At 59.7% G+C, this 25,943-nt stretch carries 23 protein-coding genes; 11 read left to right on the top strand and 12 right to left on the bottom strand.

Going from position 1 to position 25,943, the window contains the following annotated elements:
* Window positions 1-3 precede the first annotated feature (3 nt).
* Complete coding sequence (locus tag F3J39_RS04330; RefSeq protein ID WP_039384365.1) at window positions 4-744, top strand: DNA-binding transcriptional regulator YciT; 741 nt, start codon at window positions 4-6, stop codon at window positions 742-744.
* A gap of 39 nt (window positions 745-783) precedes the next feature.
* Here the strand turns inward: F3J39_RS04330 and F3J39_RS04325 are convergent, their stop codons facing one another.
* Genes F3J39_RS04325 through F3J39_RS04310 form a run of 4 tightly spaced genes read right to left on the bottom strand, consistent with a single transcriptional unit; the run spans window position 784 to window position 5,847 of the window.
* Window positions 784-1,734, bottom strand: coding sequence for a sugar-binding transcriptional regulator (locus F3J39_RS04325; protein ID WP_039385931.1), 951 nt, complete (start codon window positions 1,732-1,734; stop codon window positions 784-786).
* A gap of 49 nt (window positions 1,735-1,783) precedes the next feature.
* A complete protein-coding gene (locus F3J39_RS04320; RefSeq protein WP_166713851.1) occupies window positions 1,784-2,746 on the bottom strand; it encodes a TIM barrel protein in 963 nt (320 codons plus the stop codon).
* 1 nt (window position 2,747) lies between these two features.
* A complete protein-coding gene (locus F3J39_RS04315) occupies window positions 2,748-4,286 on the bottom strand; it encodes a glycerol-3-phosphate dehydrogenase (protein WP_071668821.1) in 1,539 nt (512 codons plus the stop codon).
* Window positions 4,279-5,847, bottom strand: coding sequence for an FGGY-family carbohydrate kinase (locus F3J39_RS04310; RefSeq protein ID WP_104085348.1), 1,569 nt, complete (start codon window positions 5,845-5,847; stop codon window positions 4,279-4,281). Before F3J39_RS04310 ends, F3J39_RS04315 begins: the two co-directional genes overlap by 8 nt.
* Window positions 5,848-6,269: 422 nt before the next feature.
* On the opposite strand from F3J39_RS04310, the gene F3J39_RS04305 reads away from it, so the two are divergent.
* The 5 genes from F3J39_RS04305 to F3J39_RS04285 all read left to right on the top strand — a co-directional run bounded on the left by F3J39_RS04305 (window position 6,270) and on the right by F3J39_RS04285 (window position 11,529).
* Window positions 6,270-6,920 carry a DUF2291 family protein gene (locus tag F3J39_RS04305; protein WP_104084973.1) on the top strand — a complete coding sequence of 217 codons (651 nt, stop codon included), beginning with the start codon at window positions 6,270-6,272 and terminating at the stop codon, window positions 6,918-6,920.
* Window positions 6,917-8,455, top strand: a complete 1,539-nt coding sequence (locus tag F3J39_RS04300) for a sugar ABC transporter ATP-binding protein (RefSeq protein WP_094110895.1) — start codon at window positions 6,917-6,919, stop codon at window positions 8,453-8,455. Before F3J39_RS04305 ends, F3J39_RS04300 begins: the two co-directional genes overlap by 4 nt.
* 22 nt (window positions 8,456-8,477) lie before the next feature.
* Window positions 8,478-9,533, top strand: a complete 1,056-nt coding sequence (locus F3J39_RS04295; protein WP_071668920.1) for an ABC transporter permease — start codon at window positions 8,478-8,480, stop codon at window positions 9,531-9,533.
* Window positions 9,534-9,603: 70 nt separating this feature from the next.
* Complete coding sequence (locus F3J39_RS04290) at window positions 9,604-10,548, top strand: D-ribose ABC transporter substrate-binding protein (RefSeq protein ID WP_104085346.1); 945 nt, start codon at window positions 9,604-9,606, stop codon at window positions 10,546-10,548.
* A gap of 120 nt (window positions 10,549-10,668) precedes the next feature.
* The gene (locus tag F3J39_RS04285) at window positions 10,669-11,529 is read left to right on the top strand and encodes a DeoR/GlpR family DNA-binding transcription regulator (protein ID WP_039384361.1); all 861 of its coding nucleotides are present in this window, start codon (window positions 10,669-10,671) and stop codon (window positions 11,527-11,529) included.
* Between the two features lie 119 nt (window positions 11,530-11,648).
* Here F3J39_RS04285 and F3J39_RS04280 read toward each other — a convergent pair whose 3' ends face one another.
* From F3J39_RS04280 to F3J39_RS04270, 3 genes are all read right to left on the bottom strand, one after another.
* Window positions 11,649-12,722, bottom strand: coding sequence for an acyltransferase (locus F3J39_RS04280; protein WP_104084972.1), 1,074 nt, complete (start codon window positions 12,720-12,722; stop codon window positions 11,649-11,651).
* A 466-nt stretch (window positions 12,723-13,188) separates the two neighbouring features.
* Window positions 13,189-13,431, bottom strand: a complete 243-nt coding sequence (locus F3J39_RS04275) for a hypothetical protein (protein WP_146065229.1) — start codon at window positions 13,429-13,431, stop codon at window positions 13,189-13,191.
* A 43-nt stretch (window positions 13,432-13,474) separates the two neighbouring features.
* Window positions 13,475-14,017: a hypothetical protein gene (locus F3J39_RS04270; protein WP_071668817.1), complete on the bottom strand. Its 543-nt coding sequence runs from the start codon at window positions 14,015-14,017 to the stop codon at window positions 13,475-13,477.
* Between the two features lie 184 nt (window positions 14,018-14,201).
* Here F3J39_RS04270 and F3J39_RS04265 point away from each other — a divergent pair, with 184 nt between their 5' ends.
* The gene (locus F3J39_RS04265) at window positions 14,202-15,389 is read left to right on the top strand and encodes an alpha/beta hydrolase-fold protein (RefSeq protein WP_104084969.1); all 1,188 of its coding nucleotides are present in this window, start codon (window positions 14,202-14,204) and stop codon (window positions 15,387-15,389) included.
* Here the strand turns inward: F3J39_RS04265 and F3J39_RS04260 are convergent.
* Genes F3J39_RS04260 through opgC form a run of 5 tightly spaced genes read right to left on the bottom strand, consistent with a single transcriptional unit; the run spans window position 15,375 to window position 19,533 of the window.
* Window positions 15,375-15,809, bottom strand: coding sequence for an ATP-binding protein (locus F3J39_RS04260; RefSeq protein WP_052246490.1), 435 nt, complete (start codon window positions 15,807-15,809; stop codon window positions 15,375-15,377). The two genes, F3J39_RS04265 and F3J39_RS04260, sit on opposite strands and share 15 nt — an antisense overlap.
* A 10-nt stretch (window positions 15,810-15,819) precedes the next feature.
* A complete protein-coding gene (locus F3J39_RS04255; RefSeq protein ID WP_104084968.1) occupies window positions 15,820-16,152 on the bottom strand; it encodes an STAS domain-containing protein in 333 nt (110 codons plus the stop codon).
* Entirely contained in the window at window positions 16,142-17,380 is a 1,239-nt protein-coding gene (locus F3J39_RS04250) for a SpoIIE family protein phosphatase (protein WP_104084967.1), read from the bottom strand. The genes F3J39_RS04255 and F3J39_RS04250 overlap by 11 nt, the downstream gene beginning before the upstream one ends.
* Before the next feature lie 10 nt (window positions 17,381-17,390).
* Window positions 17,391-18,263: a hypothetical protein gene (locus F3J39_RS04245; protein WP_039385872.1), complete on the bottom strand. Its 873-nt coding sequence runs from the start codon at window positions 18,261-18,263 to the stop codon at window positions 17,391-17,393.
* A gap of 55 nt (window positions 18,264-18,318) precedes the next feature.
* Window positions 18,319-19,533, bottom strand: coding sequence for an OpgC domain-containing protein (opgC, locus tag F3J39_RS04240; RefSeq protein WP_166713850.1), 1,215 nt, complete (start codon window positions 19,531-19,533; stop codon window positions 18,319-18,321).
* Window positions 19,534-19,847: 314 nt separating this feature from the next.
* Between opgC and F3J39_RS04235 the strand changes: the two genes are divergently transcribed.
* From F3J39_RS04235 to F3J39_RS04220, 4 genes are read left to right on the top strand one after another with little or no spacing between them, the layout of a single operon-like run.
* The gene (locus F3J39_RS04235; RefSeq protein ID WP_166713849.1) at window positions 19,848-21,671 is read left to right on the top strand and encodes a cellulose synthase catalytic subunit; all 1,824 of its coding nucleotides are present in this window, start codon (window positions 19,848-19,850) and stop codon (window positions 21,669-21,671) included.
* The gene (locus tag F3J39_RS04230) at window positions 21,661-23,004 is read left to right on the top strand and encodes a DUF3131 domain-containing protein (RefSeq protein ID WP_039384349.1); all 1,344 of its coding nucleotides are present in this window, start codon (window positions 21,661-21,663) and stop codon (window positions 23,002-23,004) included. Before F3J39_RS04235 ends, F3J39_RS04230 begins: the two co-directional genes overlap by 11 nt.
* A 59-nt stretch (window positions 23,005-23,063) precedes the next feature.
* Window positions 23,064-24,551: a DUF3131 domain-containing protein gene (locus tag F3J39_RS04225; protein ID WP_224144859.1), complete on the top strand. Its 1,488-nt coding sequence runs from the start codon at window positions 23,064-23,066 to the stop codon at window positions 24,549-24,551.
* Complete coding sequence (locus F3J39_RS04220) at window positions 24,536-25,933, top strand: DUF3131 domain-containing protein (RefSeq protein ID WP_108569314.1); 1,398 nt, start codon at window positions 24,536-24,538, stop codon at window positions 25,931-25,933. The genes F3J39_RS04225 and F3J39_RS04220 overlap by 16 nt, the downstream gene beginning before the upstream one ends.
* Window positions 25,934-25,943 lie beyond the last annotated feature (10 nt).

Raw genomic sequence — 25,943 nt, 5'->3', positions numbered from 1 at the left:
ACTATGAACGCACGTCATCAGTCAATTATCGAGCTGCTCAGTGCGCGCGGCAGCGTCAGCGTCAGCGAGCTGGCGCTGACCACCGGCGTCTCTGAAGTCACGATGCGCCAGGATCTTAACCAGCTGGAAAAAGAGGGGCTGTTGCGTCGGGTGCATGGCTCCGCCGTTGCTGCGGGCGGTGACGATGTCAGCGCCCGGATGCAAACCCGCCTTGCCGTAAAAAAACGGCTGGCCGATTATGCCGCCTCTCTGGTGAATGCAGGGGAAACGGTATTTATTGAGGGGGGCAGCACCAATGCGCTGCTGGCACAGGCGCTGAGCGAGCGGCATGACGTTACGCTGGTCACGGTAAGCCACTATATTGCCGGCCTGCTGCGTGAAAAGGGCGGCGACGTCATTATTCTCGGCGGTCTGTTTCAGAAAAGCAGTGAGTCGGTGGTCGGTCCGCTGACCCGGCTCTGTATTCAGCAGCTCAGCTTTCATAAAGTCTTTATCGGCATTGATGGCTGGGATCGCGCCACCGGCTTTACCGGGCGCAACATGCTGCGCTGCGATGTGGTTCATGCGCTGCTGGAAAAGCCTGCGCACACTATTGCGCTGACCGACTCCTCTAAATTTGGTCAGATCCACCCTTATGCGCTGGCGCCGCATCAGCCGTTCAGGCAGCTGATTACCGACAGCGAGCTTGATCCGGCCGCTCAGGCGCTGCTGACGGCGCAGGGAACGGAGGTCACGCAGATTTAACCTGGCGGTGCAGAGCGCTATTTTACTGACCGGTCAGCGTTATATCAGCAGCGCCTGCGCCGTGACCTCATCAGTGATCAGCCCGGAGAGCTGACCGCTGCTCAGCACGGCACGAATAGCCGCCACTTTACTCAGGCCACCCGTCAGCGCCACAATCTCACTGCGGTTCTGGCTGAGCGGCACGGAAAGTGTCCGCGCCGTCAGTGAGTTGTGGATCAGCGTGCCGTCGGCGGCAAAAAAGTGGCCCAGCAATTCTCCCACCGCGCCGGCAGCTGAGAGGGCGTTGATCTCCGCCTCTTCGAGCATGCCGGCTTCAACCAGCTGAGCCGCCGGCTCTACCGTCCCGATACCGACCAGCTTGACCTCACTGCGCGCGGCCATATCAAAAATCTCGCTGACGCCGCGCTGCGCCAGCAGAACATCGCGATCTTCTTCAGTGTTCGCAAAGAACGGCACCGGCATCATGTAAGACTGCGCGCCGGTTTTGGCGGCGATGCGGTGCATAACATCATGCGGGTTGAGCGCATAGTTGCGCGTCAGGCAGCCCAGCAGCGACACAAAACGCGCCTGTGGTGCCTCAAGGCGCGCCAGCTGATGGATCGCCGCGGAGAGGGTACGGCCATGCCCCAGCCCGAGCGTAATCGCGGGCGCGCCGAGCAGCAGCTGGCGCAGATAGTCCGCGCCAGCCATCCCCAGCGCCCGCACCGGCAGCCCGGTCTCACCCAGATCGGGCGCAACCTGACAAAACCGCAGGCCAAAGTGCTGACGCAGCTTATCCTCCAGCGCCACGCAGTCGAGAATATCGCCATCAATGGTGATTTTTACTGCGCCTTCCGCCACCATGCGAGCAATCAGGCGGTGCGTTTTTACCGAAGGCAGCCCCAGTCGTTTAGCGACTTCAGCCTGAGTCAGGCCGCCTACGTAGTGCAGCCAGGCCGCACGCAGCGCCAGAGAGTCATCACGATCGGCAGAAGCAGGTGCGGATTTCATGTCTTTGTCCATTCAGAGTAGAAGACGACGCGGGCTCCGGCCCGCGTGTTTAGCTGTGCGCTCCGGCGGGCCGGTGCGTCGCCAGATGCAGGTCCGCCACGCCGGTTTCAATATGGCTGGCCCAGAAAGCGACGCTCTCTGCGATCTCCGCCACGGCGCGACTGTCGGTGGGCTCGCGCTCTTTGAAACTCAGCTCCAGGCAGATTTCATTATCCTGCGCGCCACCACGCGCCAGCGCCTCCAGCAGCGGCTGCGGCTGAATACGGCCGCCGTCATTGTACTGCATTGTAAACGGACGATGCCCGCCTTTATCCATCATGCTCTGCTTGATATGAATGATCGGTGAGCAGCGCGGCACCGCTTCGGCCCAGGCGTAAGGATCGTAATCCTGCGGATCGGCCGAGGTCACATCACCGTGATCAATATCCGCCATCATCCACATCGGCAGGGCAAAATCGCGCTGGCTCAGGCGCTGCTGCAGTGCCAGCGCGGCGGGAATGGTTTCGCCAAACTCGCGCGCCACACTCATCGGCTCCCAGAAAAGATATTTCAGCCCCGCCGCGCGCGCATGTTCAGCGACCTCCTGCCAGCAGTCAGTGGCGATATCGATAAGCGTTTCGCGGCGCTCTGCGTCCCGGAAGTCGCGCTGCGTAAAAATGGCAAATTGCGAGCCGATAGCCACACCGCCCAGTTCAGCGGTGATATCCGCAAAGGTTTTGAACCAGTCAATATAGTAGCGGCGCACCGCAGCATCGGGATGACCAAAGTGGTTCAGTCGCCCGTAGGGGCCGGTCATACCGGAGGTGACGCGCACGCCGGTGGCGTTCAGCGCCTGCTGCATACGACGCGTCATTGCGGTTATCGTCGCGGCAGGCCAGTCCGGATTGATAAATTCATGGGTCAGCTGCAGGTCGCGAATGCGGATCTGTTCCGCCACCGTGATAATTAAGTCGTGCGGATCGGCAAAGCGGTTAACCAGCGGATTCGTATTAAGCGAAAGAGTCAGGGCCATATCAGTTCTCCTGTCCGGCACGGGCGCGCAGCGGGATCACGCGCGCGGAAGCCGCTTCAAACCAGGTGATGAACGCATCGCGCTGCGCCGGGGTAAGGTGCAGCTGATGTTTAGTGCGCCGCCACAGAATATCCTCCGCCTGCTGCGCCCACTCGTGGTCAGCCAGATAGCGTGCTTCTGCTTCATACAGCAGTCCGCCAAAATGGCGTCCCAGATCGCTCAGCGCCGTTGCATCTGCCAGCAGCTGTGCGATGCGCGTTCCATAAAGACGGGCGTAGTGTTTACGCAGCGGCTGCGGCAGCCATGGCCAGCGCGCTTTGCACTGTTCAAGAAAGGTTTCAAAGTCGGCGTCAGCCATATCGCCTCCCGGCAGCGTGGCCGCACGCGTCCAGTCAGCGCCCATCTGCGGAAAGAAGGGGGCTAGCTTCTGCAGGGCGTGCTCTGCCAGCTTGCGGAACGTAGTGATTTTCCCGCCGAAGACGTGCAGCAGCGGCGCATCCTGCTGGTTATCGAGGTCAAACACGTAGTCGCGCGTCACCGCGGAGGGGTTGCCTTTGCCGTCGTCAAACAGCGGACGCACGCCGGAGAAGCGGGTAATAACGTCAGCCGGGCGCAGCTTAACTTTGAAGTAGCGGTTAACGACGTCTAACAGATACTGTTGTTCCGTATCGTCGGCGGTCACCGCTTCCGCTTTGCCTTCCCACGGAATATCCGTCGTGCCAATCAGCGCTTTATCGCCTTCATAAGGATTGATAAAAATCACGCGCTTATCGGTGTTCTGCACCAGATACGCCTGCTGACCCTCCCAGAATTTAGGCACGATAAGGTGTGAGCCTTTCACCAGACGTACCCGGCGCTGGCTGTGGCTCTGCGTCACGTCGCTCACAATGTCCAGCACCCAGGGTCCCGCCGCGTTGACGATTGCCCGCGCAAACAGCGTGCGGCGCTCGCCGCTGCTGACATCTTCAAGGGTTATCTGCCATTTGCCGGCCAGGCGCTGTGCGGCAACGCAGCGCGTGCGCGGCAGAATGGTTGCGCCGCGCTCAGCGGCATCCAGCGCGTTCAGCACCACCAGCCGCGCGTCATCGACCCAGCAGTCGGAGTACTCAAACCCTTTTTTATAGCTGTCGAGCAGCGGGGCGCCTTCGGGATCGCGCGTCAGATCGAGTGAGCGCGTACCGGGCAGTTTCTTACGGCCGCCCAGATGGTCATAGAAGAAGAGGCCGAGCCGTACCAGCCAGGCAGGGCGATCGGAGGGGCTGTGCGGCAGCACAAAGCGCATCGGCCAGATAATATGCGGGGCAGCATTCAGCAGCACTTCCCGCTCAATCAGCGCTTCGCGCACCAGCCGGAACTCATAATACTCCAGGTAGCGCAGGCCGCCGTGCACCAGCTTCCCGGAGCGGGAGGAGGTGCCCTGCGCCAGATCGTCTTTTTCACACATCGCCACCGACAGGCCGCGACCGGCGGCATCACGGGCGATACCGGCGCCGTTAATGCCGCCGCCAATAACAAACAGATCCAGCATAGTGTCACTCATGATTGACTCCGTTACAGGTATTCAGCGCCTGCCAGCAGGCCGGCAGATCGCTGCGGATCTGCTGATAATGAGGAAACAGCGCGTCATAGCGCTGCATCAGATCGGGCTGCGGCGCTTCCGGTGCATCAAGCAGCGGGCGGACCCAGGTTTCGGCACACGCGGCCATAGAAGAGAACGCGCCCACTGCAACCGCGGCCATCATTGCCGCGCCGGCCGCGCCCGCTTCTTCACGCTGGCTGATACGCACCGGGGCACCGATAGCCGCCGCGAGGATCTGCCGCAGCGGCGCTGAGCGCACCGCACCGCCGGTCAGACGGATCTCGCCGGGCCGATCCTGACCCATCGCCTGGTAGCAGTCGCGCGCCGCCATCCCAATTCCCTCTACCACGCCGCGCACCAGGTCTCCAAAAGTGTGCTGATAGTGCAGGCCGGTAAAACCGGCACGCGCGCTGGCATTCACGAAGGGACCGCGTTCGCCCGCCAGTGAAATATAGGGATGAAACAGCAGCGTGCCGGGCGGGGTGCGCGTCAGCCAGCTATCAATCTGCGCCACCAGCCGGGCGTGATCGGTTTCGCAGCCAAAGCTCTGCAGCAGGTCTCCGGCGACATTCAGCAGCCAGTCCAGGTTCAGCGTCGAGGCCATATTGGTCTGAACCTGCGTGACATAACCGGGCCACGGCAGCGGGATCACGTAGCCGGTCTGCGCCGGATTGAGCCAGACATCATCAACAGTAACGCTGCGCAGATGGACGCCGGTTGAACCCACAATCGAACAGGCGGTATTGGCCTCGCCGGTGTGGACGCCCGCGCCCAGCGCCGTCATCGCCATATCCACATAGCCCAGCACTACCGGGGTCCCGGCCCGCAGGCCCGTCAGCGCTGCCGCCTCGCGGGTCAGGGGATGCGTGGTCTCTGTGCCCTCGACAATCTCCGGCAGCAGATGACGCCGGTGCGTCAGCCCCAGCGCGTCAATCACGGTGTCGTCATAGCCGGCGTGACGAAAGTTGCCAAAGGTAAAACTCGCCTCAGACGGGTCGGTGGCGCGTACACCGGTCAGGTTAAGGTAGAGCCAGTCTTTGCAGTGCAGCGCGACGTCAGCCTTTGCCAGCAGTTCAGGAAAGTGCCTGTCCATGTGTGCCAGCTGCGCCCCCTGCTGGCAGGTATTGAGTCCGGTGCCGGTGGCGCTGAAGCGCGCCTGCGCCAGCGGATGCTGATTCAGCGTGGCCACCGTGGGGGCCGCCCGGGCATCGAGCCAGATCCAGGCGTCACCCACTGGCCGATCTTCCGCATCCACCAGCCAGCTGCCGTCCCCCTGAGCCGTCACGGCTAACGCTACTACGCGGACTGCCAGGTTGTCGATATGGTCGCCGAGCTGACGCAGGGCGCTGGCTGCATCCTGCCAGGTTTGTGACATCGACTGCTGCGCTGCGCCACCTGCTGCGCGATAATAGCGGTTACGTACCGACGCGCAGGCCAGCTGTTTGCCGGTCAAATCAAAGGCTACCGCCTTGACCACCGAGGTACCTGAATCCAGGCCCACAATGATATCGTCACTCTCCACCGACACCTCCACCTGGTATGTGCTGCGGGCTGCCTGCGATCCCGCCGTATGCCGTGTTAACGGCGTGTGATTATTATGCTGCTGCTAGTGATACTTCTTTTCTCACTTAGATAACATATCTTTTGTATTAAATTTCAATACAGATAAAATATTTCATTTCACTTAGCGAGCAGGATCACGAAATCACCGCCCGGCTGAGTCACCTCCAGACAACTTATACTCGCCAACATCCCTGACATAAGGGAATTTAAACCTTTATCAGCGGTTGCGGTTCAAACAGCGATCCAGATCGCTCTCCTGAAAAAATCGCCGCCGGGCTGTTGACATTTTAGTCACATCAGCACAATTCTCATCACATTAGTTATCACATATATAACACAGCCAGCGTTAATTCCGGGCTGTTAACCCGATGAGGTGTCGTTATGTCTGATGTTTCAGTGCTCGCACACCAGCTTGACCGGCAGCGCAGGCGTCGCCTGCTGCTGACCGCCGTGCTGAGCTGTGCCGTCATAGCCGGCATTGCTCTGGATACCCACGTTGTCAGAACCGACGCCGCCGGGCAGACGCAGCAGGGCTTTTCACCAGACAGCTGGGCGGAACAGCACTTCCCTGAGGTGAAGCAGAGCGTGGAGCGTCGCGCCGTTGCGGCGCAAACGCTGGCCGCAGCGCTGCAGGCGAACCAGCAGGCCGCCGCCGCGCAGTATGGTGTCGGCTCGCCGCTGCCGGTGATCCCGGTCAGGCTGGAGGGCGTGGTGCAGCCGGGAGAGAAGGGGATTTTTCCGCTGCAGGTCGCCGGCGTGCCGGAGAGCCTGAAAGTACGCCTGCAGACCGGGCCGGCCCTGAGCGGTACCGATCTGCGCGACGCCAGCGGCACTATTCAGTTCGGCGATTTTACCAACCAGATTGAGTATCAGAACGCCGGGGCAGCGCTGAACCGCGCCATGAAAAACAGCGTTCTGGAGAAGCTTGACCGCAACGCGCTGCCGGGCAAGACCGTGGAGGTCATCGGGGTGTTTCGCCTCCTTAATGCCAGTAACTGGCTGATCACACCGGTCAGCGTGGAGGTTAAATGAAACCCTTTCCTGTTAATCCGGCGCTGTTAAAAGGTGAAGTGGTGCTGCAGGCGCGTAACGTCAGCAAGGTGTATGGCTCAACGCATGCGCTAAAAGGCGTGAACTTTGAGATACGCCGCGGCGAAGTCACCACGCTGTTTGGTGAAAACGGCGCCGGCAAGTCGACCTTAATGAAGATTTTATCCGGCGTGATTACGCCAACATCCGGGGAAATTTTGCTCAATGGCGAAAGTAAGCTATTTCACTCCGCCACCGAGGCGCGCGGCTGCGGTATCTCCATTATTCATCAGGAGCTGAATCTCGCGCCCAATATGAATGTCCGTGACAACATCTTCATGGGACGCGAAATCATGGGGGCTACCGGCGTTGACTACGACGAAGAGGCACGGCTGACCCGGCACCTGATGGCGGCGCTCGAAGAGGATATCGATCCGCTGACGCCGGTCGAGAACCTGCGTCTCGGCCAGCAGCAGATTGTGGAGATTGCCCGGGCGCTGTCGGTAAATTCGCAGATCCTGATCATGGATGAACCAACCTCGGCTCTGAGCGCCGCCGAAGTCCGGGTGCTGTTTCAGGTGATCCGCGATCTCACCAGCCAGGGCGTCGCCATCGTTTATATCTCCCATCATCTGGAGGAGGCGCTGGAGATCACCGACCGCGCCGTTGTGTTGCGCGACGGCGTGATGACCGCCTGGGCGCAGCGCAGCGATATCGATCTTGAGTGGATCGTGCGCAACATGGTGGGGGAGCATTTCGATCTCGGCTCGCCGCCGCAGGGTTACGCCTTTGGCCCGCCCGCGCTGACGGTTGAAAACCTGACGGTGAAGAGTAAAACCGGCATCCGGCTGGTAGACAACCTGTCGCTGACCATAAAGGCGGGCGAGATAGTCTGTATTTATGGCCTGATGGGAGCAGGGCGCACGGAGCTGCTGGAGTGCATTGCCGGACGTATTGCGCAGAGCAGCGGCGATATCCGGCTGCAGGAGACGGAGATTAGCCGCTTATCTCTGGCGCAGCGTATCGCTATCGGGCTGGCGCTGGTGCCGGAAGATCGGCAGCGCGACGGACTGGTACAGACCATGAGCGTAGGGGAGAACCTGTCGCTGGCCAGCATCGGTGAGTTTGTCCGGGGACTGATGCTCTCCGCCCGCCGTGAGAAGCAGCTGGTAAGCGATACCATTCGCAACGTCACGGTGAAAACCGCAGGCGGTGACGCGGCGATCGGATCGCTCTCGGGCGGTAATCAGCAAAAAGTTGTGATTGGCAAGATGCTGGCGACGCGGCCCAACGTGCTGCTGCTCGATGAGCCAAGCCGCGGCATCGATATCGGTGCCAAAGCAGAAGTGTTTCGCCTGCTGGCAGAGAGTGCGAAGCAGGGGCTGGCGGTGGTTTATACCACCTCCGAGGTTGGTGAATGTCTTAGCATCGCTCACCGCATCGTGGTGATGAGCAAAGGGCGTATCTCCGCCATTTTCGACGCCAGCGTGAGTAAAGAGCGCATCATGGCGGCGTCGGGTGAAGCACTGGTGGCATAACATGAAAAACGGAGTGAAAAGTATGACCGATCAAACGCAAACGCTGGCCACCTCGCCCGCGGCGAATGCCTCCCGCACTACAAAACAGCTTAACCTGGCCCGCCTGCTGCTGGAGGGACGCGCCTTTATTGCGCTGCTGGTGATTATCGCGACGTTTTCGTTTCTGTCGCCTAACTATTTTAGCGGAGCTAACTTCCTGACGATGGCGTCACACGTGGCGATATTCGGCCTGCCCGCTATCGGTATGCTGCTGGTGATCCTGAATGGCGGCATCGATCTCTCGGTCGGCTCCACGCTGGGACTGGCTGGCGTAATGGCGGGCTTTATGATGCAGGGCATCAGCCTTGAGGCGCTCGGCGTGGTGCTCTATCTGCCGGTGTGGGCCGTGGCGATCCTGACGCTGGTCGTGGGCGCGCTGGTAGGGCTGGTGAACGGCGTACTGATTGCCATCTGCCGCGTACCCGCCTTCGTGGCCACGCTTGGCACTATGTATGTGGCGCGCGGCATTGCGCTCCTGATGACTAACGGTCTGACCTATAACAAGCTTTCCGGCAGTGAATCCCTGGGCAACACCGGCTTTGACTGGCTTGGGTTTAACCGGCTGTTCAACATTCCGGTTGGCGTGCTGGTACTCGGCGCGGTGGCGCTGGCGTGCGGTTTTCTGCTGAGCCGTACCGCGTTTGGCCGCTGGCTCTATGCGTCAGGCGGCAATGAGCGCGCCGCCGATCTCTCCGGCGTGCCGGTGAAACGCGTGAAGATTAGCGTATATGTGCTGTCAGGTATCTGTGCCGCGATGGCGGGGCTGGTGCTCTCTTCGCAGCTCACCTCTGCCGGCCCGACGGCGGGTACCACCTACGAGCTGACGGCGATTGCGGCCGTGGTCATTGGCGGGGCGGCGCTGACCGGCGGGCGCGGTAACGTGCGCGGCACGCTGCTGGGAGCATTCGTGATTGGCTTTCTCTCTGATGGTCTGGTGATTATCGGCGTTTCTGCCTACTGGCAGACGGTGTTTACCGGGGCCGTGATTGTACTGGCCGTGTTACTGAATACGCTGCAGTACGGGCGACGCAGCCGCTGAATTGCGCGCGCCGCTGCGGTGCGCGTTTATCCGTAAAAAAAACCTGTACCCTGATAATAACGGAGTCACTATGTTTACCAAACGTCTTATGCTTGCCGCTACCGTCGCCATCAGCACCTTTGCTGCACCAGGCTGGGCCGATAAAGGTCTGATGACTATTATCGTCAACGATCCCTCTAACCCTTACTGGCTGACGGAGGGCCAGGTCGCGCAGAAGGCGGCTGAAAAACTTGGCTACAGCGCCAAAGTCAGCGCCCATAAAGGCGATACCAACGCGGAAAGCCAGCTGATCGATACCGCCATCACCAATAAGTCTAAAGCGATCATCCTCGATCCCGCCAACGCTGACGGCTCCATCGGCTCGGTGAAAAAAGCGATTGCCGCCAATATTCCGGTGTTTGTCATTAACGCAGAGCTGAATCAGAGCGGGCTGGCGAAAGCGCAGCTGGTTTCAAACAACGCGCAGGGCGCCGCTGCTGGTGCCATGGAGTGGGTGAAGCAGGTGGGCGACAGCGGTAACTATGTTGAGCTGGTAGGACCGCCCTCGGATAACAATGCGGCAACCCGCGCCAACGGCTTTGATACCGTGCTGTCGCAATATCCCGATCTGAAAAAGGCGGGTCAGGAAGTGGCGAACTGGGATCGCACGCAGGGCTTTAACAAGATGCAGTCGCTGCTGCAGGCGAATCCGGATGTCAAAGGCGTGATCAGCGGTAACGATGAGATGGCGCTGGGCGCTATTGCGGCTCTGAAACAGGCCGGCAAACTGGGGCAGATCAAGGTCGGGGGCTTTGACGGCACGCCGGACGCGGTCGATGCGGTGAAAGCCGGCACGCTGGCCTATACCGTTATGCAGCCGGTCGCGCTGTTTGCACAGAAAGCGATTGAGCAGGCAGATACTTTCCTGAAAACCGGAAAAACCGGCGCACCGGCTGAAAAACAGCTGTTTGACTGCGTGCTGATCACCAAAGAGAACGCCGGCAACTTCATTTCACCGTTTGTGCTTAAACAGTAACCGCAGCATCCCCGGCTGGCCGCAGCTGGCCGGGGTGCAGGCGATCGGTTATTTGCATTAATGGGTATAACGCGCTGTAATTACAACTAATCCTGCATTTTACTCCTCTCCGGAACTTATATGGCGCATAACCCACACGACACGCTGCCTGGTGTTTTCACGGCGGATACGCTGCCCGGCGACAGTCGCCAGGCACGCCAGCAGGCGCGCCGCCAGCTGATCGCGGAAGCGGTCATGGCCGAGGGCGCCGTACGAATCGAAGATCTGACCGCGCGGTTTGGTATCAGTCTGATGACCGCACACCGTGATATTGATGAAATGGTCGAGCGCGGCCTGCTGCATAAGTCGCGCGGGGTGGTATCGGCTACCTCAACCAGCCTGGTGGAATCGAGCGATATCTATCGCGCCACGCGCCAGCTGGAGGAGAAGCAGGCGATTGCCGAAGTGGCGGCCAGCTATCTGGAGCCGGGGCAGGCGCTGTTTCTGGATGATTCCACCACGGTGTTTCAGCTGGTGCGGCAGCTGTATGCGAAAGCGCCGCTGACGGTGATCACCAACTCGCTGACCCTGATGAACGAGCTGCGTAACGGGCGGGATATTACCCTGATGGGGCTGGGCGGGCAGTATCACCCCTGGTGTAACGCGTTTATGGGGCGCATGACGCGCGAAGAGATCGCCTCGCTGCGCGCAGATATCTTTTTTGTCAGCATGTCCGCCATTGTGGATGACGCGGTGTTTCATCAGTCAGCAGAGACGGTAGAGACCAAGCGCGCCATGTTTGAGTCGGCACAGAAGCGTATTCTGCTGATGGATCACACCAAGTTTGGCCGGCGCGCGCTGCATCGCTTTGCCGATTTGCGCGAGTTTGACGTGGTGATTGTGAATCAGGGCACGCCGCTGCCGCTGCTGCGTCGCATGCAGGATAACGGGGTCAACGTGGTGGTTGCACCGATCAAGCGCGCCGCTGGCAGCCCGGAGTAAACCGGGCTATTTAACATAATAACAGACCTACCTCATCGGCCAGCGCCTCCAGCCAGACGCAATCAGCAGGACAGCACCCGGCGGGGAGGTATCCTCAGCTGCCTGGCACGGCTGTTCGGTCAGCTTTTTTGCACGGAGAACCAGCTATAACAGCTATCGGCCAGTTTTTTCCCCGCGCGGATAGCGTAGCGTTCGACATAGCGAAACAGCAGCGCAGCCAGCGCGACACTGCCGCTTACCGACAGCGCAAAGACCAGCAGCTTTGTGCCTGCGCTGGCGTCAGCCGGCAGCTGGTTGAGCAGCACGCGGCGCAGCGGATAGTGCACCAGATAGAGGGAGTAAGAGATGTTGCCGAGGAAATTCAGCACCGGCTGCGGCGCTGACTGTCGTTCGTCACTAAGCAGAATGACGCAAGCCATGATAATGGCGGCCAGCCAGTAGCCGCCGTGCAGGCCAAACGGCTGCGGGCCTGTCAATAATGCGATACCCGCCGCGGCGGCGAGCGCTAACCAGACAATGCGTCGTCCGCGGGTGCGCAGCGCCGGCATGTTGCCGCTGACGACCAGTTCGGCCAGCAGCATGCCGGTAATAAACTCAAATACGATGGTATTGCTGCTGAGTTTGATCCACGCCTGCCACCAGGCGTTTACCACCAGGTCCGGAGACGCCTGAGAGGAGAGGGTGACGCTGCCGTTATAGGCCAGCTGAAAGCCGACGGAGGCGGTAAGAAAAATCAGGCTGCAGACCAGGCTGCGCTGACGATAGCTGATACACATTGCCAGCGTAAACAGCGTATAGAACAGCACTTCGTAGGTCAGCGTCCACGGCGGCCCCAGCGCGCTGTAACCAAACACCGGTCCGGCACTGCTGTAGTCCTGCAGGCAAAAGTAGAGTACGCAGCCCATCTGCTGAAATTCACGTTCGTTATAAACCAGCGTCCAGGCCGCCAGCCAGACCAGAAAAAACACCGGCCAGATACGAAAGAAACGCTTAATCAGAAAAGGCAGTGGACGTTCAGCGGAGTGTGCCGTAATAAAGGTCATGATAAAGCCGCTGATGATAAAGAAGATATCGACGCCCAGCGCGCCCGGAATATGCGCCGCCATACCATCCGGTAACAGCAAAGCGTTATGCGCAACAACAACCAGCAGCGCGGCCAGCCCGCGCAGATACTGAACAGAAAGGAACTTCATTTAACACATCCTGTGGCCGATCGGGTGGTCCGGAGGTACTTTGTCAGAAAGTACCACGATAAAAGATGACGCATGAATACATGCTAATTGAATCCCGCCGGGCGGTCGCCGGATTTATGCGTGAGCCGGGGTCGGGCGCAGGTTCTTTTACCAGGGGGCGGGCGCATGTTCACCAGGAGCGCATTAATGCGCCCCCTACAAAATTCGCCGGAGCGCCCGGATAACACGTCATCATTCAACGCACGCCCATAAAACCCACAGGGGCGCCATTAATGGCGCCCAGGCCCGCGCGGTTGTCGGATCCGGATCGCATACGGTTTTGTAGGGGCGCCATTAATGGCGCCCAGGTACGTGCGGCCGATTCTGTATAAATGTCTATTCTGCGATATATTACCGGGTGCCACCTTAATGCGCATAATGTATATTATGTTAAATGATGGATTTCATCCGCAACGACGCAATGACCTCAGACCTCTGTCAGACCGTTTTCCCTGCTACCCGCCTCACCTCTTCCGTTGAGATCATTAGCCTTCTGCTTTTTCTGCTGCAGTCGCCGCTGCTTATCCTGGCGAATACGCTCCACATACTTTTTCATGTCCGCTGCTTTAACCGGTAACGCTTTCTGCCAGAATGCTGCCGGCACATTATAGCTTTCCGGTTCAGCTGCAAATATTGTCATCAGCTGTTCAACGATACGGTACAGTGCCATCTCATACCGCATCAAAATTCTTCAGGATAACTTTTACGCCGCTCTACGCCACTTCAGCTGACGTGTCGATCAGCGCCTGCAGGCGCTGGCGATAAGCGGTGTCGAACTGCGCCGGCACGCGACGAATATAATCAAATGCGTGTTCAGCCGCCTCACCGCTCAGGCTGGCGAGATGCGCGAGCGCCTCGTCGCAGCTGGGGATTAAGCCTTCCTGGTGCTGATAGCGCGGCGGCAGCGCGGTCCAGATTACCGCATCAAGGCAGCGATCCTGCGCCCAGTCGCTAAGCACACCCGGCGTATGCTGCGGCTGCAGCAGTATGCCGACGCCATCTTCACGCTCATCAGGGATCGCCTCGCGCAGACGCAGTGCCGCCACCGCTTCCGGCAGCGAAACGCTCGCCAGTACTGCCCAGTAAACGTTAACTGGTGCCGCGTTCATACAGAGCGCCGTAGCCAGTTCACCGCCATCGCCAATACGACAGAACTCCACCGGCAGCGCCGGACCATCCGCATGCCACTCGCCGGCCACCGGCAGTTCACCGGGTTTCCAGATCAGTGACCCCCATGCTAAACAGGCTATTTTCACCGCTGTCCCCCTATTAATGATGTTATTTAACGCGTGAGCACCCGTTATTAAAGGTAGCGCAGTTCGCGATTCCCGCTACGCTTCCTGCAAATTGCCTGCAGCTCTCACACTTTTCTCGCCGTTTCTCTCACTTTCAGGCGGCCTGTGCCACACTTGCAATACCGTCTATTGGTAAGGAAAACTGATGCGTTATTCTCTTATTGCCCTGGTCTGCACCGCGCTGTGGAGCGCCGGAGCGGGTGCGCAGCCTCTGCCGCAGCGCCCGCCTGATACGCTGGTCCCTGAACAGTATCTCTCCGCAGTTAACACCGATGACAGCATAACCTGGCGACTCTGGGCACCCTCTGCAAAAGCGGTGGATGTGGTCACCGGCGCCACGCCTGACCGCTATGTCGCGCATCCCATGACTAAGGATGAGCGTGGTATCTGGCGCTTTACCAGTGAACCGCTCGCCCCGAGCCTGTATGAATATTTCTTTAACGTAGATGGCTTTCGCAGCATCGATACCGGCAATTCCCTGCCCAAACCACAGCGACAGGTCAATACCAGCCTGATTCTGGTGCCCGGCAGCCTGCTGGATACGCGTCAGGTCCCGCATGGCGAAATCCATACCCTGACCTGGCACTCAGAGGTGCTGAAGCGCGAGCGACAGCTGGCGGTCTGGGTGCCACCGGGCGCGGCGGACGCCGCGGATCCCCTGCCCGTGCTCTATTTCTATCACGGCTTTGGCGACACCGCGCTGTCGGCGGTAACCCAGGGACGCATCCCGCAAATCATGGATAACCTGCTGGCGGAAGGTAAAATTGTCCCGATGCTGGTGGTGATCCCGGATACGGAGACGGATATCAGCGATGCCATCCCCGAGACCTTTGCGCCCGCCTCCCGGCGTGAAACCTTCTATCCGCGTAACGCGCAGGCAGCCGATCGTGAGTTAACGCAGGAGATTATGCCGCGTATCGCTCAGCGCTACCGCGTGCGCAGCGAGGCTGGCGGCCAGGCGCTGGCGGGCCTCTCTCAGGGCGGTTACCAGGCGCTGGTCAGCGGTATGCGGCATCTGGATCGGTTTGCCTGGCTCGGCATCTTCAGCGGCGTCACCACGGAAACCGTGCCTGACTTTCGTGTTACCGCACAGCTGAAAAAGCCCGCCGCAATCAATCGTCAGCTGCGCCTGTTTGCGCTGGCGGCAGGTGACGAAGATATTATCACCGGCCGGGATATGACCGGACTGCAGGCGCTGCTGGAGCAGCAGAAAATCCGGCATGAGTGGCACAGCTATGCCGGTCTCGGGCATGAGATGGATGTCTGGCGTCCGGCTTATATAGCGTTTGTCCGGCAGCTGTTTAAACCTTCAGACGCCTCAGACGCCCGGTAGCGCCCGCCACAGCGTCAGCTGGTTCTCTGCCGGCTGACGCTGATAACTGACCCGATCCACGCTGGCGTAAATCAGCGGCCAGCCCCGGCCGCCCTCAGCCAGCAGAGCGATGTCATCAAAACCGCGCTGCGCGCGCTCCATAAGTGCCTCAGGCACCGGTTGCCCGCTATCGGACAACGTGACGGTGACGCCCTGCTCATCACAGGAAAAATGCACCCGGTAGTGCTGCTGCGCATCATCCTGATAACCGTGGCGGATAATATTGCTCGCCGCCTCGCACAGCGCCAGATCGAGCGGGTAGATCCAGCTCTCCGGCAGCTGCAGCGGCTGCAGAAAACGACGCAGCGCGTTGCCGAGACGGGTCAGGCTGTTGAGCGTAGCGGGCAGCGTCAGCATCTCTGCGGCCATTGCGTGGTGCATAAGCCCCTCCTTATTGCAGCGTACGCAGCGCCTCTTCGCGATCGGCGCACAGCGTAAAGACCCGGTCCATCCGGGTCAGCGTGAACATACTTTTGATGTTGCTGTTCAGGGCACACAGCATCAGCTGGCCGCCGTTAAGTGATTTCAGGATAGAGATCAGCGCGCCCAGACAGCTGCTGTCGATGAAATCCACGCGTGAAAAGTCGAGGATCAGCGCGCGCGTGCCCTGCCGGATCTCCTCCAGCACCTGCTGCTTAAAGGGCAGCGCAACGGCGGCGTCCAGTCGTCGTACCACCGGGGTCAGAATGCGGGTGTTATCGACGGTGTCAGATTCAAACTTCATGTGCAGACTCCTGTTCGTCCGGGTTCAGATGTTCAATAACCAGCAGTGAGATATCGTCGCCTGCCGGTGCGGTACTGTCAGCGGGCAGGTCACGCCAGCGGTTAAGCTGCTGGTGCAGCGTCTGCAGCAGACTCTCTGCCGGCTGGCAAGCCTGCTCCGCGAGCAGCGCCTGCAGCCGCGCCATGCCAAACATCTCCTGCTGTGGATTTTCACACTCTGTAATGCCATCGCTGTAGAGGCAGAGCCGCTCGCCGGGGGCCAGCGTAAAACTCACCTCCTCCCAGCTCAGATCGTTAAGCAGCCCGACCGGCGCACCGCCCTCACCGACGATGCGGATTGTGCCATCGCGCGCCACAATGAGCGGTGGCGGATGCCCGGCCTGACAGAGTCGTCCGGCACCGCTCTGACGATCAATCGCGCCATACACCATAGTGAAATAGCTGGTTACGTCGCTGCTTTGCGCCACAAAGCGCTCATTCAGTATCGCCACCACGTCGGCGGGCGGCGTGATCGTCTCGCCGCTATAGAGAAACCGCTCTACCGTACGGCCATGCAGAAACTGGCGCGCCACCGCTACCGACATCATTGCCGCTGACACGCCGTGTCCGGAGACATCGACGCTGTAAAAACCGAGCGCCTGCCCGTCCAGCGGAAAAAAATGAAAGATATCGCCTGAAACCCAGGCCGAAGGTATAAACAGCCAGTCGGCAAACCAGCCGGCGTGATGAATGGCGTGCGGCGGTAATATGCTGCGCTGCAGCGCGGCGGCAGCCTGCAGGTCGGTCTCAATCTGCTGCAGCGCCTGCTGCAGGCTCTGGTTGCGACTCTCCAGCGTCGACTCCAGCTGCAGAATGCGCTCTCCGGCATGCAGGCGCGCCTGCAGCTCGACCCGGTTTACCGGTTTACGCAGAAAATCATCCGCACCGGCGGCGAAGCCGGCGCGTAGATCGTCGGTGCTTTCGCGCACCGTCAGCAGGATCACATAGATATAACGCTGCCGGAACTGCTGGCGCACCTGACGGCACAGCGTCAGCCCGTCCATGACCGGCATCTCCCAGTCGCTGATCAGCAGATTAACCGGATGCTGCCGCAGCAGCGCCAGCGCCTGCTCACCCTCTTCAGCTTCCAGCACGTGATAGCCCCACTGCCGTAGCAGACCGGCCAGCAGCTTACGCCAGGTAAGCGCATCATCAACAATCAGTACCGACTGGGCGGAAACGGGCTGCATATATACCTTCCTAAAACGGCAGGAACCAGATCAGAGATACCGTGCCTTCACGAAACTTTGCATTCGCACTGCTTCTGCCGGGAAAGCGGGTACCGCTATAGTTGCTGTACTGCAACGAGAACGAGCCAGGCGTATAACCGGCATAGCCGAAGCTGTAGCTGTAATCTCCGTTCCACGGCTGCTGCTGACTGGCGTGCGGATACCAGAACGCGGTGGCGCGGACGAAGAAGTGCTGTTTAAAGGTGTAACCACAGCCGCCCAGCATGACCTGCTTGTTGGCGCGCAAATCGTTATCCGCCAGCGAATAGTAGCGCGGCACCCAGCTGTAGCCGAGCTGGCAGGTCAGCGCATCCCCGTCGTTAATCAGCAGGTGACGCTCAAGGGGTTTGGGCAGCGAAAATTTATAGGCAAACGTAAATGCCCCCTGCTCAAAGTAGGTAAAGCGCTTAGTGCCGGAGGGAAACAGATGGTTATCGCCATAGTTGCTGTAGACCAGGCTAAAGGTGTTGGCATGCCAGTCGTCATAGCCAAAGCTGTAGCGGAAATCGGTGGTGTAGCGGTCAAAATCGGTGATCGGTGCGCGCAGGGTGACGTTAGCAAACCAGTAGCTGTAAGGTGAATACTGCAGGCTCAGGTTCAGCAGCTGATTGATCTTCTTTTTTTGCTGCGCAGATTCAGAGCCGTTCGGGATGGTCAGCCACTGCTCTTTCAGCCCGCTGGAAAAACTCAGCGCGCCGGAGAAGGTATCTTTGTTACCGGAAAAGAGTCGTCCCCAGCGGCTGGTAAACACGCCCGCCTGAATCGGTTCACTGCTCTCTGCTCCAGCCCCTTTATCCGAGCCGGTCTCTGCCGCTGAGGCGTCAAGCGTGCCTGCCACCAGCATAATCACACCGCACGTTATCCCTGCCCGCTGCCCGAATTCCATCTGATGTCTCCGATCAATTAGGAATAAAACGCCCGCCAATCTCTTTTTTAGCCATCCACCACAGCAGGCCGAGTGCGCCCACATGGATAGCGGTGTTGCGCAGCCACGCCTGCTGCCACAGATCAAAAGTGACAAACTGGCTGACGCCCAGCACCACAAACACGTGCAGGATAAAGGTGTAAAGCGAATGCTGACCAAGCGGGATCAGAAACCAGCCCGCCACTTTATTGATGGGCCACCAGCAGCGGGTAAGGATCAGATAGACCAGCAGAATCAGGCAGAAGTCGTTGATGACCCGACACGGTCCCAGCGCGTTCTTGGCGGCGAGATGGTGATAAAACCAGTTAAAATCGGCGGGCGGGATGATGTGCAGCAGCAGCGCCGGCGGCATAAACGGATTGGTATGGTTCTGCGCAACAAACATCATCACCAGCGCATAAATCACCATCAGCGTGATCACCACATAGCCTGCCGGGGTGCGCGCCAGCGAGGTCAGCTCATCTTTAAACCAGCCGCAGCACATGCCCAGCACGTAGATCAGCTGCCACGCCAGTAAGGGAAAGGCGAATTCAAACTCGGAAACCGTCAGCCGCAGCGGCCAGCGCTGGTAAGCGAGATAGCCAAGCAGCGAAGCAGCGATAAGCCAGCCCGAGCGTCGCGTCTGCAGCAGCCAGAGGAACAGCGGGCTGACCAGCAGCAGGCAGATATAGAGACCCAGGATCTGCGTCTGATGAGGGCCTATCTGCAGGTAAAGCACAATATTAAACCAGGTCTCTTTGATCTGCGGCGTAGCGGGAAACAGCGCCCAGACCGTACCGGAATAGCGATCGACAAAGTGCGTAACCTCAAAGGTGTTAATCAGCGGCAGCGCGGAGAGCAGCAAAATCAGCAGCACAATGACGATATTCACCAGATAGATCTTCCCGGCCCGCCGCCATAGCGTCCAGCCAATCGTCAGCAGCACCTCTTTTTGCAGCCGCTGCCGGTTGAGCATGCCGAGCATAAAGCCGGAAAGGATGACAAACCCTTCAGCCCCCGTAGTCAGGCCAAACCGCTCCCAGGTAAAGATATTGATCGCAGAGAGCAGTTCAGTATGGGCCACGACCATCATCACCAGCGCAATCCCGCGCAGCATATCAATGCGCAGATCGCGCCGGCCAGGCACAGCATAACGCCATGTGTGCGGCACGGTGACAGACGGCGCAGCCGCGACGGCAGATTCGCTCATAACGCATTAGTCCTGCTGATAAAGGATCAGTTAAAACATTAATATAATATATATTTCAGATGTAAGGAAAAGTGTAGCTGCATTGCGCAATAAATAGACTGATGATAAATATAGCGTAAAATAAGCTGTTAAAACCGCTATTTGCCAGCTATATGTTTTCTTGTGCTGTCAGGCGCCCTGAGCGTAAGCATCAGAAAGCCAGACGGTAATAATAAATAATAGTGATCTGTTTTAATATTATTCATTCATTTAGCTTGCCTTAACGCGTTCACCAGGTCAGATGCCCTTTTTTGCAGGATGTGAGACAGGATGCCATGGACCACTACTTTTCCCGTTTTGAACAGCGTCGTCCCCCTCCGGCGCTGCAGACACCGCGCTGGGTTGTTATCTGCTGGCAGGTGCTGGCCGTTGCCGGACTGATTCTGGGCGCAAACTACATTCGCTGGCGCTGGATGTCCTCGCTGAACCCTGATGCGCTCTGGTATGCGGTGCCGCTGGCGCTGGCAGAGACCTGCGCCTGGTTTGGCACGCTGCTGTTCACTATCAACATCTGGCAGGAGAAAGATCCGCCCTGTCCGCCTGCGCCGGAGGAGATTAACCAGTGTCTGCTGCCGGCAGATCAGGCCGCGCCGCGACCTATCCGGGTTGACCTGTTTATTGCGACCTACTCAGAAGATCCGGAGCTGGTCAGGCTGTCGATTCAGGATGCCTGTAAGGTGCACTATCCCGCCGCTATCGATTACAAGGTGCACGTGCTGGACGATGGTCGTCGCCCGGAGATGCGCGCGGTGTGTGAGCAGGAAGGTGTCAATTACATTACCCGCGACAACAACACCGGGTTCAAGGCGGGCAATATCCGCAACGGCATGGAGCACACTGACGGCGATTTTCTGGTGATCTGCGATGCGGATACCCGTGTTTTCCCGACGCTGCTGGTGCACACGCTGGGCTATTTCCGCGATCCGGACGTCGCCTGGGTGCAGACGCCGCAGTGGTTTTATGACCTGCCTGAAGGTGAGCGTCTGCCGGCATGGCTGCGGCGCCGGACCGGCTGGCCCGGCTGGCTGCTTGGCAGCCTGAGTGAAAAGCTGTTTGGCCCGCTTACCGTGGGCAGCGATCCCTTCTTTAACGATCCGCGTATGTTCTACGACGTGATCCTGCGCCGCCGCAATGCGGCCAACGCGGCGTTCTGCTGCGGTGCCGCCTCTGTCCACCGGCGCGAAGCCGTTATGCAGGCCGCCCTGCGCAGCTACGCGTTTAACGTGGAGGAAGAGATTGCGCGCTTTACGCAGGATATCCGCGATGAGGAGACGCGTCAGGCGCTGTCACAGGCGATGCGACCGCACATTATTGCCGACACGGAGCTAACGCCCTATAAATTCCACGTCTCTGAAGATATCTATACCTCAATCGTACTGCACGGTGACGCCGGTCGCCGCTGGCGTTCGGTGATGCATCCGGGCATTGAATCCAAAATGCTCTCGCCGCAGGATCTGCTGACGTGGATGATCCAGCGCTTTAAGTACGCTGCGGGTTCGCTGGATATTCTGTTTCATGACAAAATTTTCAGCCGCCGCCGCTTTAAGCTGAGCGCGGCACAAACGCTGATGTACGGCACAACGTTCTGGTCCTACCTGGCCTGCATCTGGAACACGGTGTTTCTTATCTCGCCGCTGATCTATCTGTTTACCGGTATTCCGCCGGTGGCCGCTTACTCAACGCCTTTTTACCTGCATTTTCTGCCGTTCTTTATCGTCTCTGAGCTCGCCTTTATGTTCGGCACCTGGGGGATCTCCGCGTGGGACGGTCGCGCCTCTTATCTGGCGTTCTTCTCTGTCAACCTGCGGGCGCTCGGTACGGTGCTGCGCGGCGAAAAAATCAAGTTTCACGTCACGCCAAAGGAGCGGCAGAGCGGGCGTTTTCTCTACCTGGTGAAGCCGCAGCTGGCGATTGTGGCGCTGACGCTGCTCGGGCTTATCTGGGGCGGTATACAGGTAGCGCGCGGCAACGTCGATGACCCTTCGGGTTACGTCATCAACATTTTCTGGGGAGCCGTCAACATTGCGGCGATGCTGCCTATGATTATGGCTGCGCTCTGGACGCCGCCGGCACAGGAGACGGCAGACCATGAGCCTTAAAGCGGGACTCTATAGCGCACGCAGCTATCTCACCATTCTGATCGGCTTTCTGATCGGCTTTGCCATTGTGCTGTGGGTTGAACATCAGATGCCCACCCGCACGGAAACCACCGATGGAATTATCCTCAGCGAAAGTTTTCCCGCGCTGCCGGAGACGCGCGAGCTGACGTTTGAGGAGGCGGTGTGGGCACGCGTGGCGTGGCAATACTTTGTCAATAACACGCAGCCCAACGGGCTGGCTAACGCGGAAGCGGATAACCCCTGGCTGAGCCTGTGGAGCAGCGGCAGCTATCTGCTGGCAACCATTGCTGCCCGCCAGCTGGAGGTGATTGACGCCGCTGAGTTTGACGACCGCATCGGCTCCGCGCTTGAGGCGCTGGGCAGGCTGCCGCTGCAGCCGGATAAACTTCCCGCCGCTTTTTATCAGGCTGAAACCCTGACCCCGCTCGACCAGGATCCGGCGCGCCCCGGCTCCGCTATCGATATGGGCCGTCTGCTGATGCCGCTGCAGATCCTGCTGTGGCGCTATCCGCAGCACGCTGCCGCCGTACAGCAGCTGCTGGCGGGCTGGCAGCTGAATGCGCTGCTGCAGAGCAGCGGTCCGCAGGGTGCCAGCCTGCCGGTCAATCGCTGGGTGATCCGCAGCGACGACCCGCGCGGCAGCTACGGCTACCGTCTCTATGCGGGCAGCGTGCTGCGGCTGATCAACAGCACCGCGGGACTGGCAGTCAGCCAGCCGCCGGACGGGCTGAAGATGATTGAGATTGAGGGGCACGCGGTGCCTGATGAAGGGATCCGCACGCCGTGGGGCAAACAGCCGTCGCTCATCAGCTCACCCTATCTGCTGACCGGGCTGGAGCAGGGATTTGACGCGCGCAGCGGTGAGATCAGCTGGCGCATTATGCAGATCCTGCAGCAGCGCACCGGCAAACCTGACTCACGGGGGGATATCAGCGCCGACTATGCCGAACAGGCACCCGATTTCAATGCGGCGCTGCCGGGCCGACAGCCGCAGCGCGGCGCACCACAGCATACCGTCGCCCCGCTGCCCAACCAGGCGCTGCTCTCGGTCCGTACCGCCTTTGCCTGGTATGCCCTGTTCCGCAATCGCTGGAGCGACGCGCTGCGCCAGCAGATGCTGCCGCTGCTGGTGCCCGGCAAAGGCTGGCAGGCGGGATTTAACCCTGACGGCAGCGTGAACGCTGCCCTGAATGCCGATACCAACGCGATGGTGCTGGAGAGCCTCTCCTATATCGCCCACGGACAGCTGCTCTGCCTGGGCTGCCTGTCTCAGCCCCCCGCAACCGCACGCAACAAGGAGCAAGAACGATGAAAGTGCTATCGCTACAACACGCTGGCCTGGCGGGGCTGACGCTGCTGCTGACCCTGTGGATGCTGCCGCTGCAGGCGGCCGTCAGCCTGCCCGCCTCCGACTATAAAAGCCGCCACGGCGAGCTGACCGCGCGGGAGATGCAGGTGGCGCGCAACGCCTGGTCCTATTTTGTCGCCAACTATCAGCCCACTACCGGTCTGGTGAACGCGGTGAATAAATACCCCTCCACCACCATGTGGGACAGCGGCTCTTACCTCGCCGCGCTGACGGCAGCACGCGAGCTGGGGATCATTGATAAAGCGGAGTTTGATCGCCGCTTTCTGCAGTTTATCGCCACGCTGAACAAGCTGGTGCTGTTTCAGAACCAGGTGCCAAACAAAGCCTATAACACCATTACCGGGCAGAAAGTCGATTACCTGAACAAACCGGGCGAGATAGGCTTCTCCGCTATCGATATTGGCCGCATGCTGCTCTGGCTGAAGATTATCAAAGAGCGCTATCCGGAGCATGGCAACAGCATTGATAACGTCGTGCTGGGCTGGGACTTTACCCACGTGGTCGATGAGTGCGGCACGCTCTATGGCGCCTATCTCGATAAGCAGAAGCAGCCTCAGTACGTACAGGAGGGCCGGCTTGGTTATGAGGAGTATGCGGCGGCGGGCTATCAGCTGTGGGGATTTACCACCTGTCAGGCGAGCCGGCCTGAGCCTTATGCGCTGGCGGATATCTACTGCGTGCTGGTGCCCTACGACTCGCGCGATCCGCGGCTGACCAATCAGCATAACTACGTGGTCACCGAATCCTATCTGCTGCATGGCCTGGAGATGGGCTGGGACAACAGCGACGATCGTGAAGCGCGCCCCAACAACCACTCTCATCCGTGGATGAAGAACTTCGCCGATCGGGTCTATCAGGCGCAGGAGAACCGCTACATGATCACCGGTACCCTGACGGCGCGCTCCGAACACCAGCTCGATAAATCCCCCTACTTTGTCTATGACACCGTCTTCAGCGACGGCTTCAACTGGAACACCATCACCGATAAAGGCCAGTATGTGCCCAATGTGGCGGCTGTTTCGCTGAAGGCCGCACTCGGCATGTGGGTGCTGTGGAACTCCCCTTATACCGATCGCCTGTTTGACGCGATTGAAAACGCCGATGAGAAAGACAAAGGCTACTACGAAGGGCTCTATGAGAATGGCGACGGCCCGATCAAAGAGTTCACCGCCAACAACAACGGCATCATGCTGGAAGCGCTGCTGTTCAAAAAACAGGGCAAGCTGCTGCGCTTTAACACTAACGATGCGCGCAGCCGCAGCTATGCGCCCTCCCTGTGGGAAAAGCGCCTGGTAGATCTGTTTGAAGAGAACAACACGCGTCGCAACCGGCCTTTCCTGGAGGTGACGCCCGGCATAAAAACCTGGTGCGATCAGAGCGGGACCGCCGTGCGCAGCGCACCGAAGTGCAGCGCCTGCAAATGCGCCCGCTGCGACAGCAGTGCGCCCGTTAAACTTCCGCCGGTAGCGACCTCATGCCTAAAACCCTAGTGCGTATCACCGGTCTGGTCGTGGCTCTGCTGCTGGCGCTCGGGGCCTGGCTGCTGCTGCGTCACGAGGGAGACGGCTGGCGCTGGCTGGTGAACGGCGGCTGGCACACCACCGCCCGCACCGGCGCGCTGACGCCTGAAGAGCAGCGCTGGGCCGCGGTGGCCTGGCGCTACTTTGAGAATAACAGCGAGGCGAACAGCGGTCTGGTCAGCGGCAGCGACCGGCGGCCGGTGGTCAGCCTGTGGCAGATGGGCGATACCCTGATTGCGCTCACGGCGGCGCGCGAACTGCAGCTTATCGACGATCGCCGTTTTGACCACCAGCTCAGTCAGCTGCTCGGCAGCCTTAATCGCCTCCCCCTCACCCGGAGCGGCGTGCCCAATCTGCTCTATAACAGCCGGACGCTGTCGATGGTGGGCTACAGCAATACGCCACAGGTGATCGGCTGGTCCTCACGCGACATGGCGCGTCTGATGATGGCGCTGCAGGTGGTCGCAACGTTTCACCCGCAGTACGGGGAATATCTGCAGCGCATTATCCTGCGCTGGAACTTCTGCCCGGTGGTGGATAAGCAGGGCCAGCTCAGTGCGGGCATGTGGCAGCAGCAGCAGATGCGCATCCAGCCAGAGGGGCGGCTGGGCGACAGCGAATACAGCGCCGCTGGTTTCGGGCTGTGGGGCTTTGCTAACCAGCAGTCGCTGCAGCCTCCGGCGCAGCACGTCATTATCGACGGGCTGGCGCTGGATATCGACAGCCGCGATCCCCGCACCACCTGGACGCCCGCCGCCCTTACCACGCTGCCCTGGGTGCTGAGCGGAATGGAGTATGGCTGGCAGCTGCCGGGCGCCGACCGCGCGCAGATCCGGCAGCAGCGCCAGCGCGCCAGCCTGGTCTATCAGGTGCAGGAGCGTCGCTGGCAGCGTCAGGGCATTTTAACCGCCCGCAGCGATTTCGCCCTGAACGTCGCGCCGTGGCACGTCAACGACACCATTTTCGCTAACGGCTACGCCTGGAACACGCTGACCGATGACAATAAATGGGTGCCGACGCTGGCGCAGGTCTCCACCCGCGCGGTATTTGGCCTCTGGGCGCTCTGGGACACGCCGTTTACCGATGCGCTGATGCGCACCACCCGGCTGCAGTACGATCCGGCGCGCGGCTGGTATGAAGGCCGCACCGAGGCGACCGGGGAGTACAACCGCGCTATCACGCTCTCTACCAACGCCACGGTACTGGAAGCGCTGCTTTTCAAAACCCACATGAAGCCGCTGATCGACAGCGGAAATAGCGAGAACCGCCAGTTTTTCCGTCAGCAGCTGGCCGATCCGTTCCGTGTGCCGCAGCGCTGTCTGCCGGTCACCGCCCCGCTGGCCGAAGAATAAGGAGAAACTG

The sequence above is a fragment of the Pantoea sp. Acro-807 genome (genome assembly GCF_011752675.1).
GTDB lineage: Bacteria > Pseudomonadota > Gammaproteobacteria > Enterobacterales > Enterobacteriaceae > Pantoea > Pantoea eucrina.
Note: the sequence above shows the minus strand (reverse complement) of the source record. Positions and strands in the feature narration are given on the sequence as shown.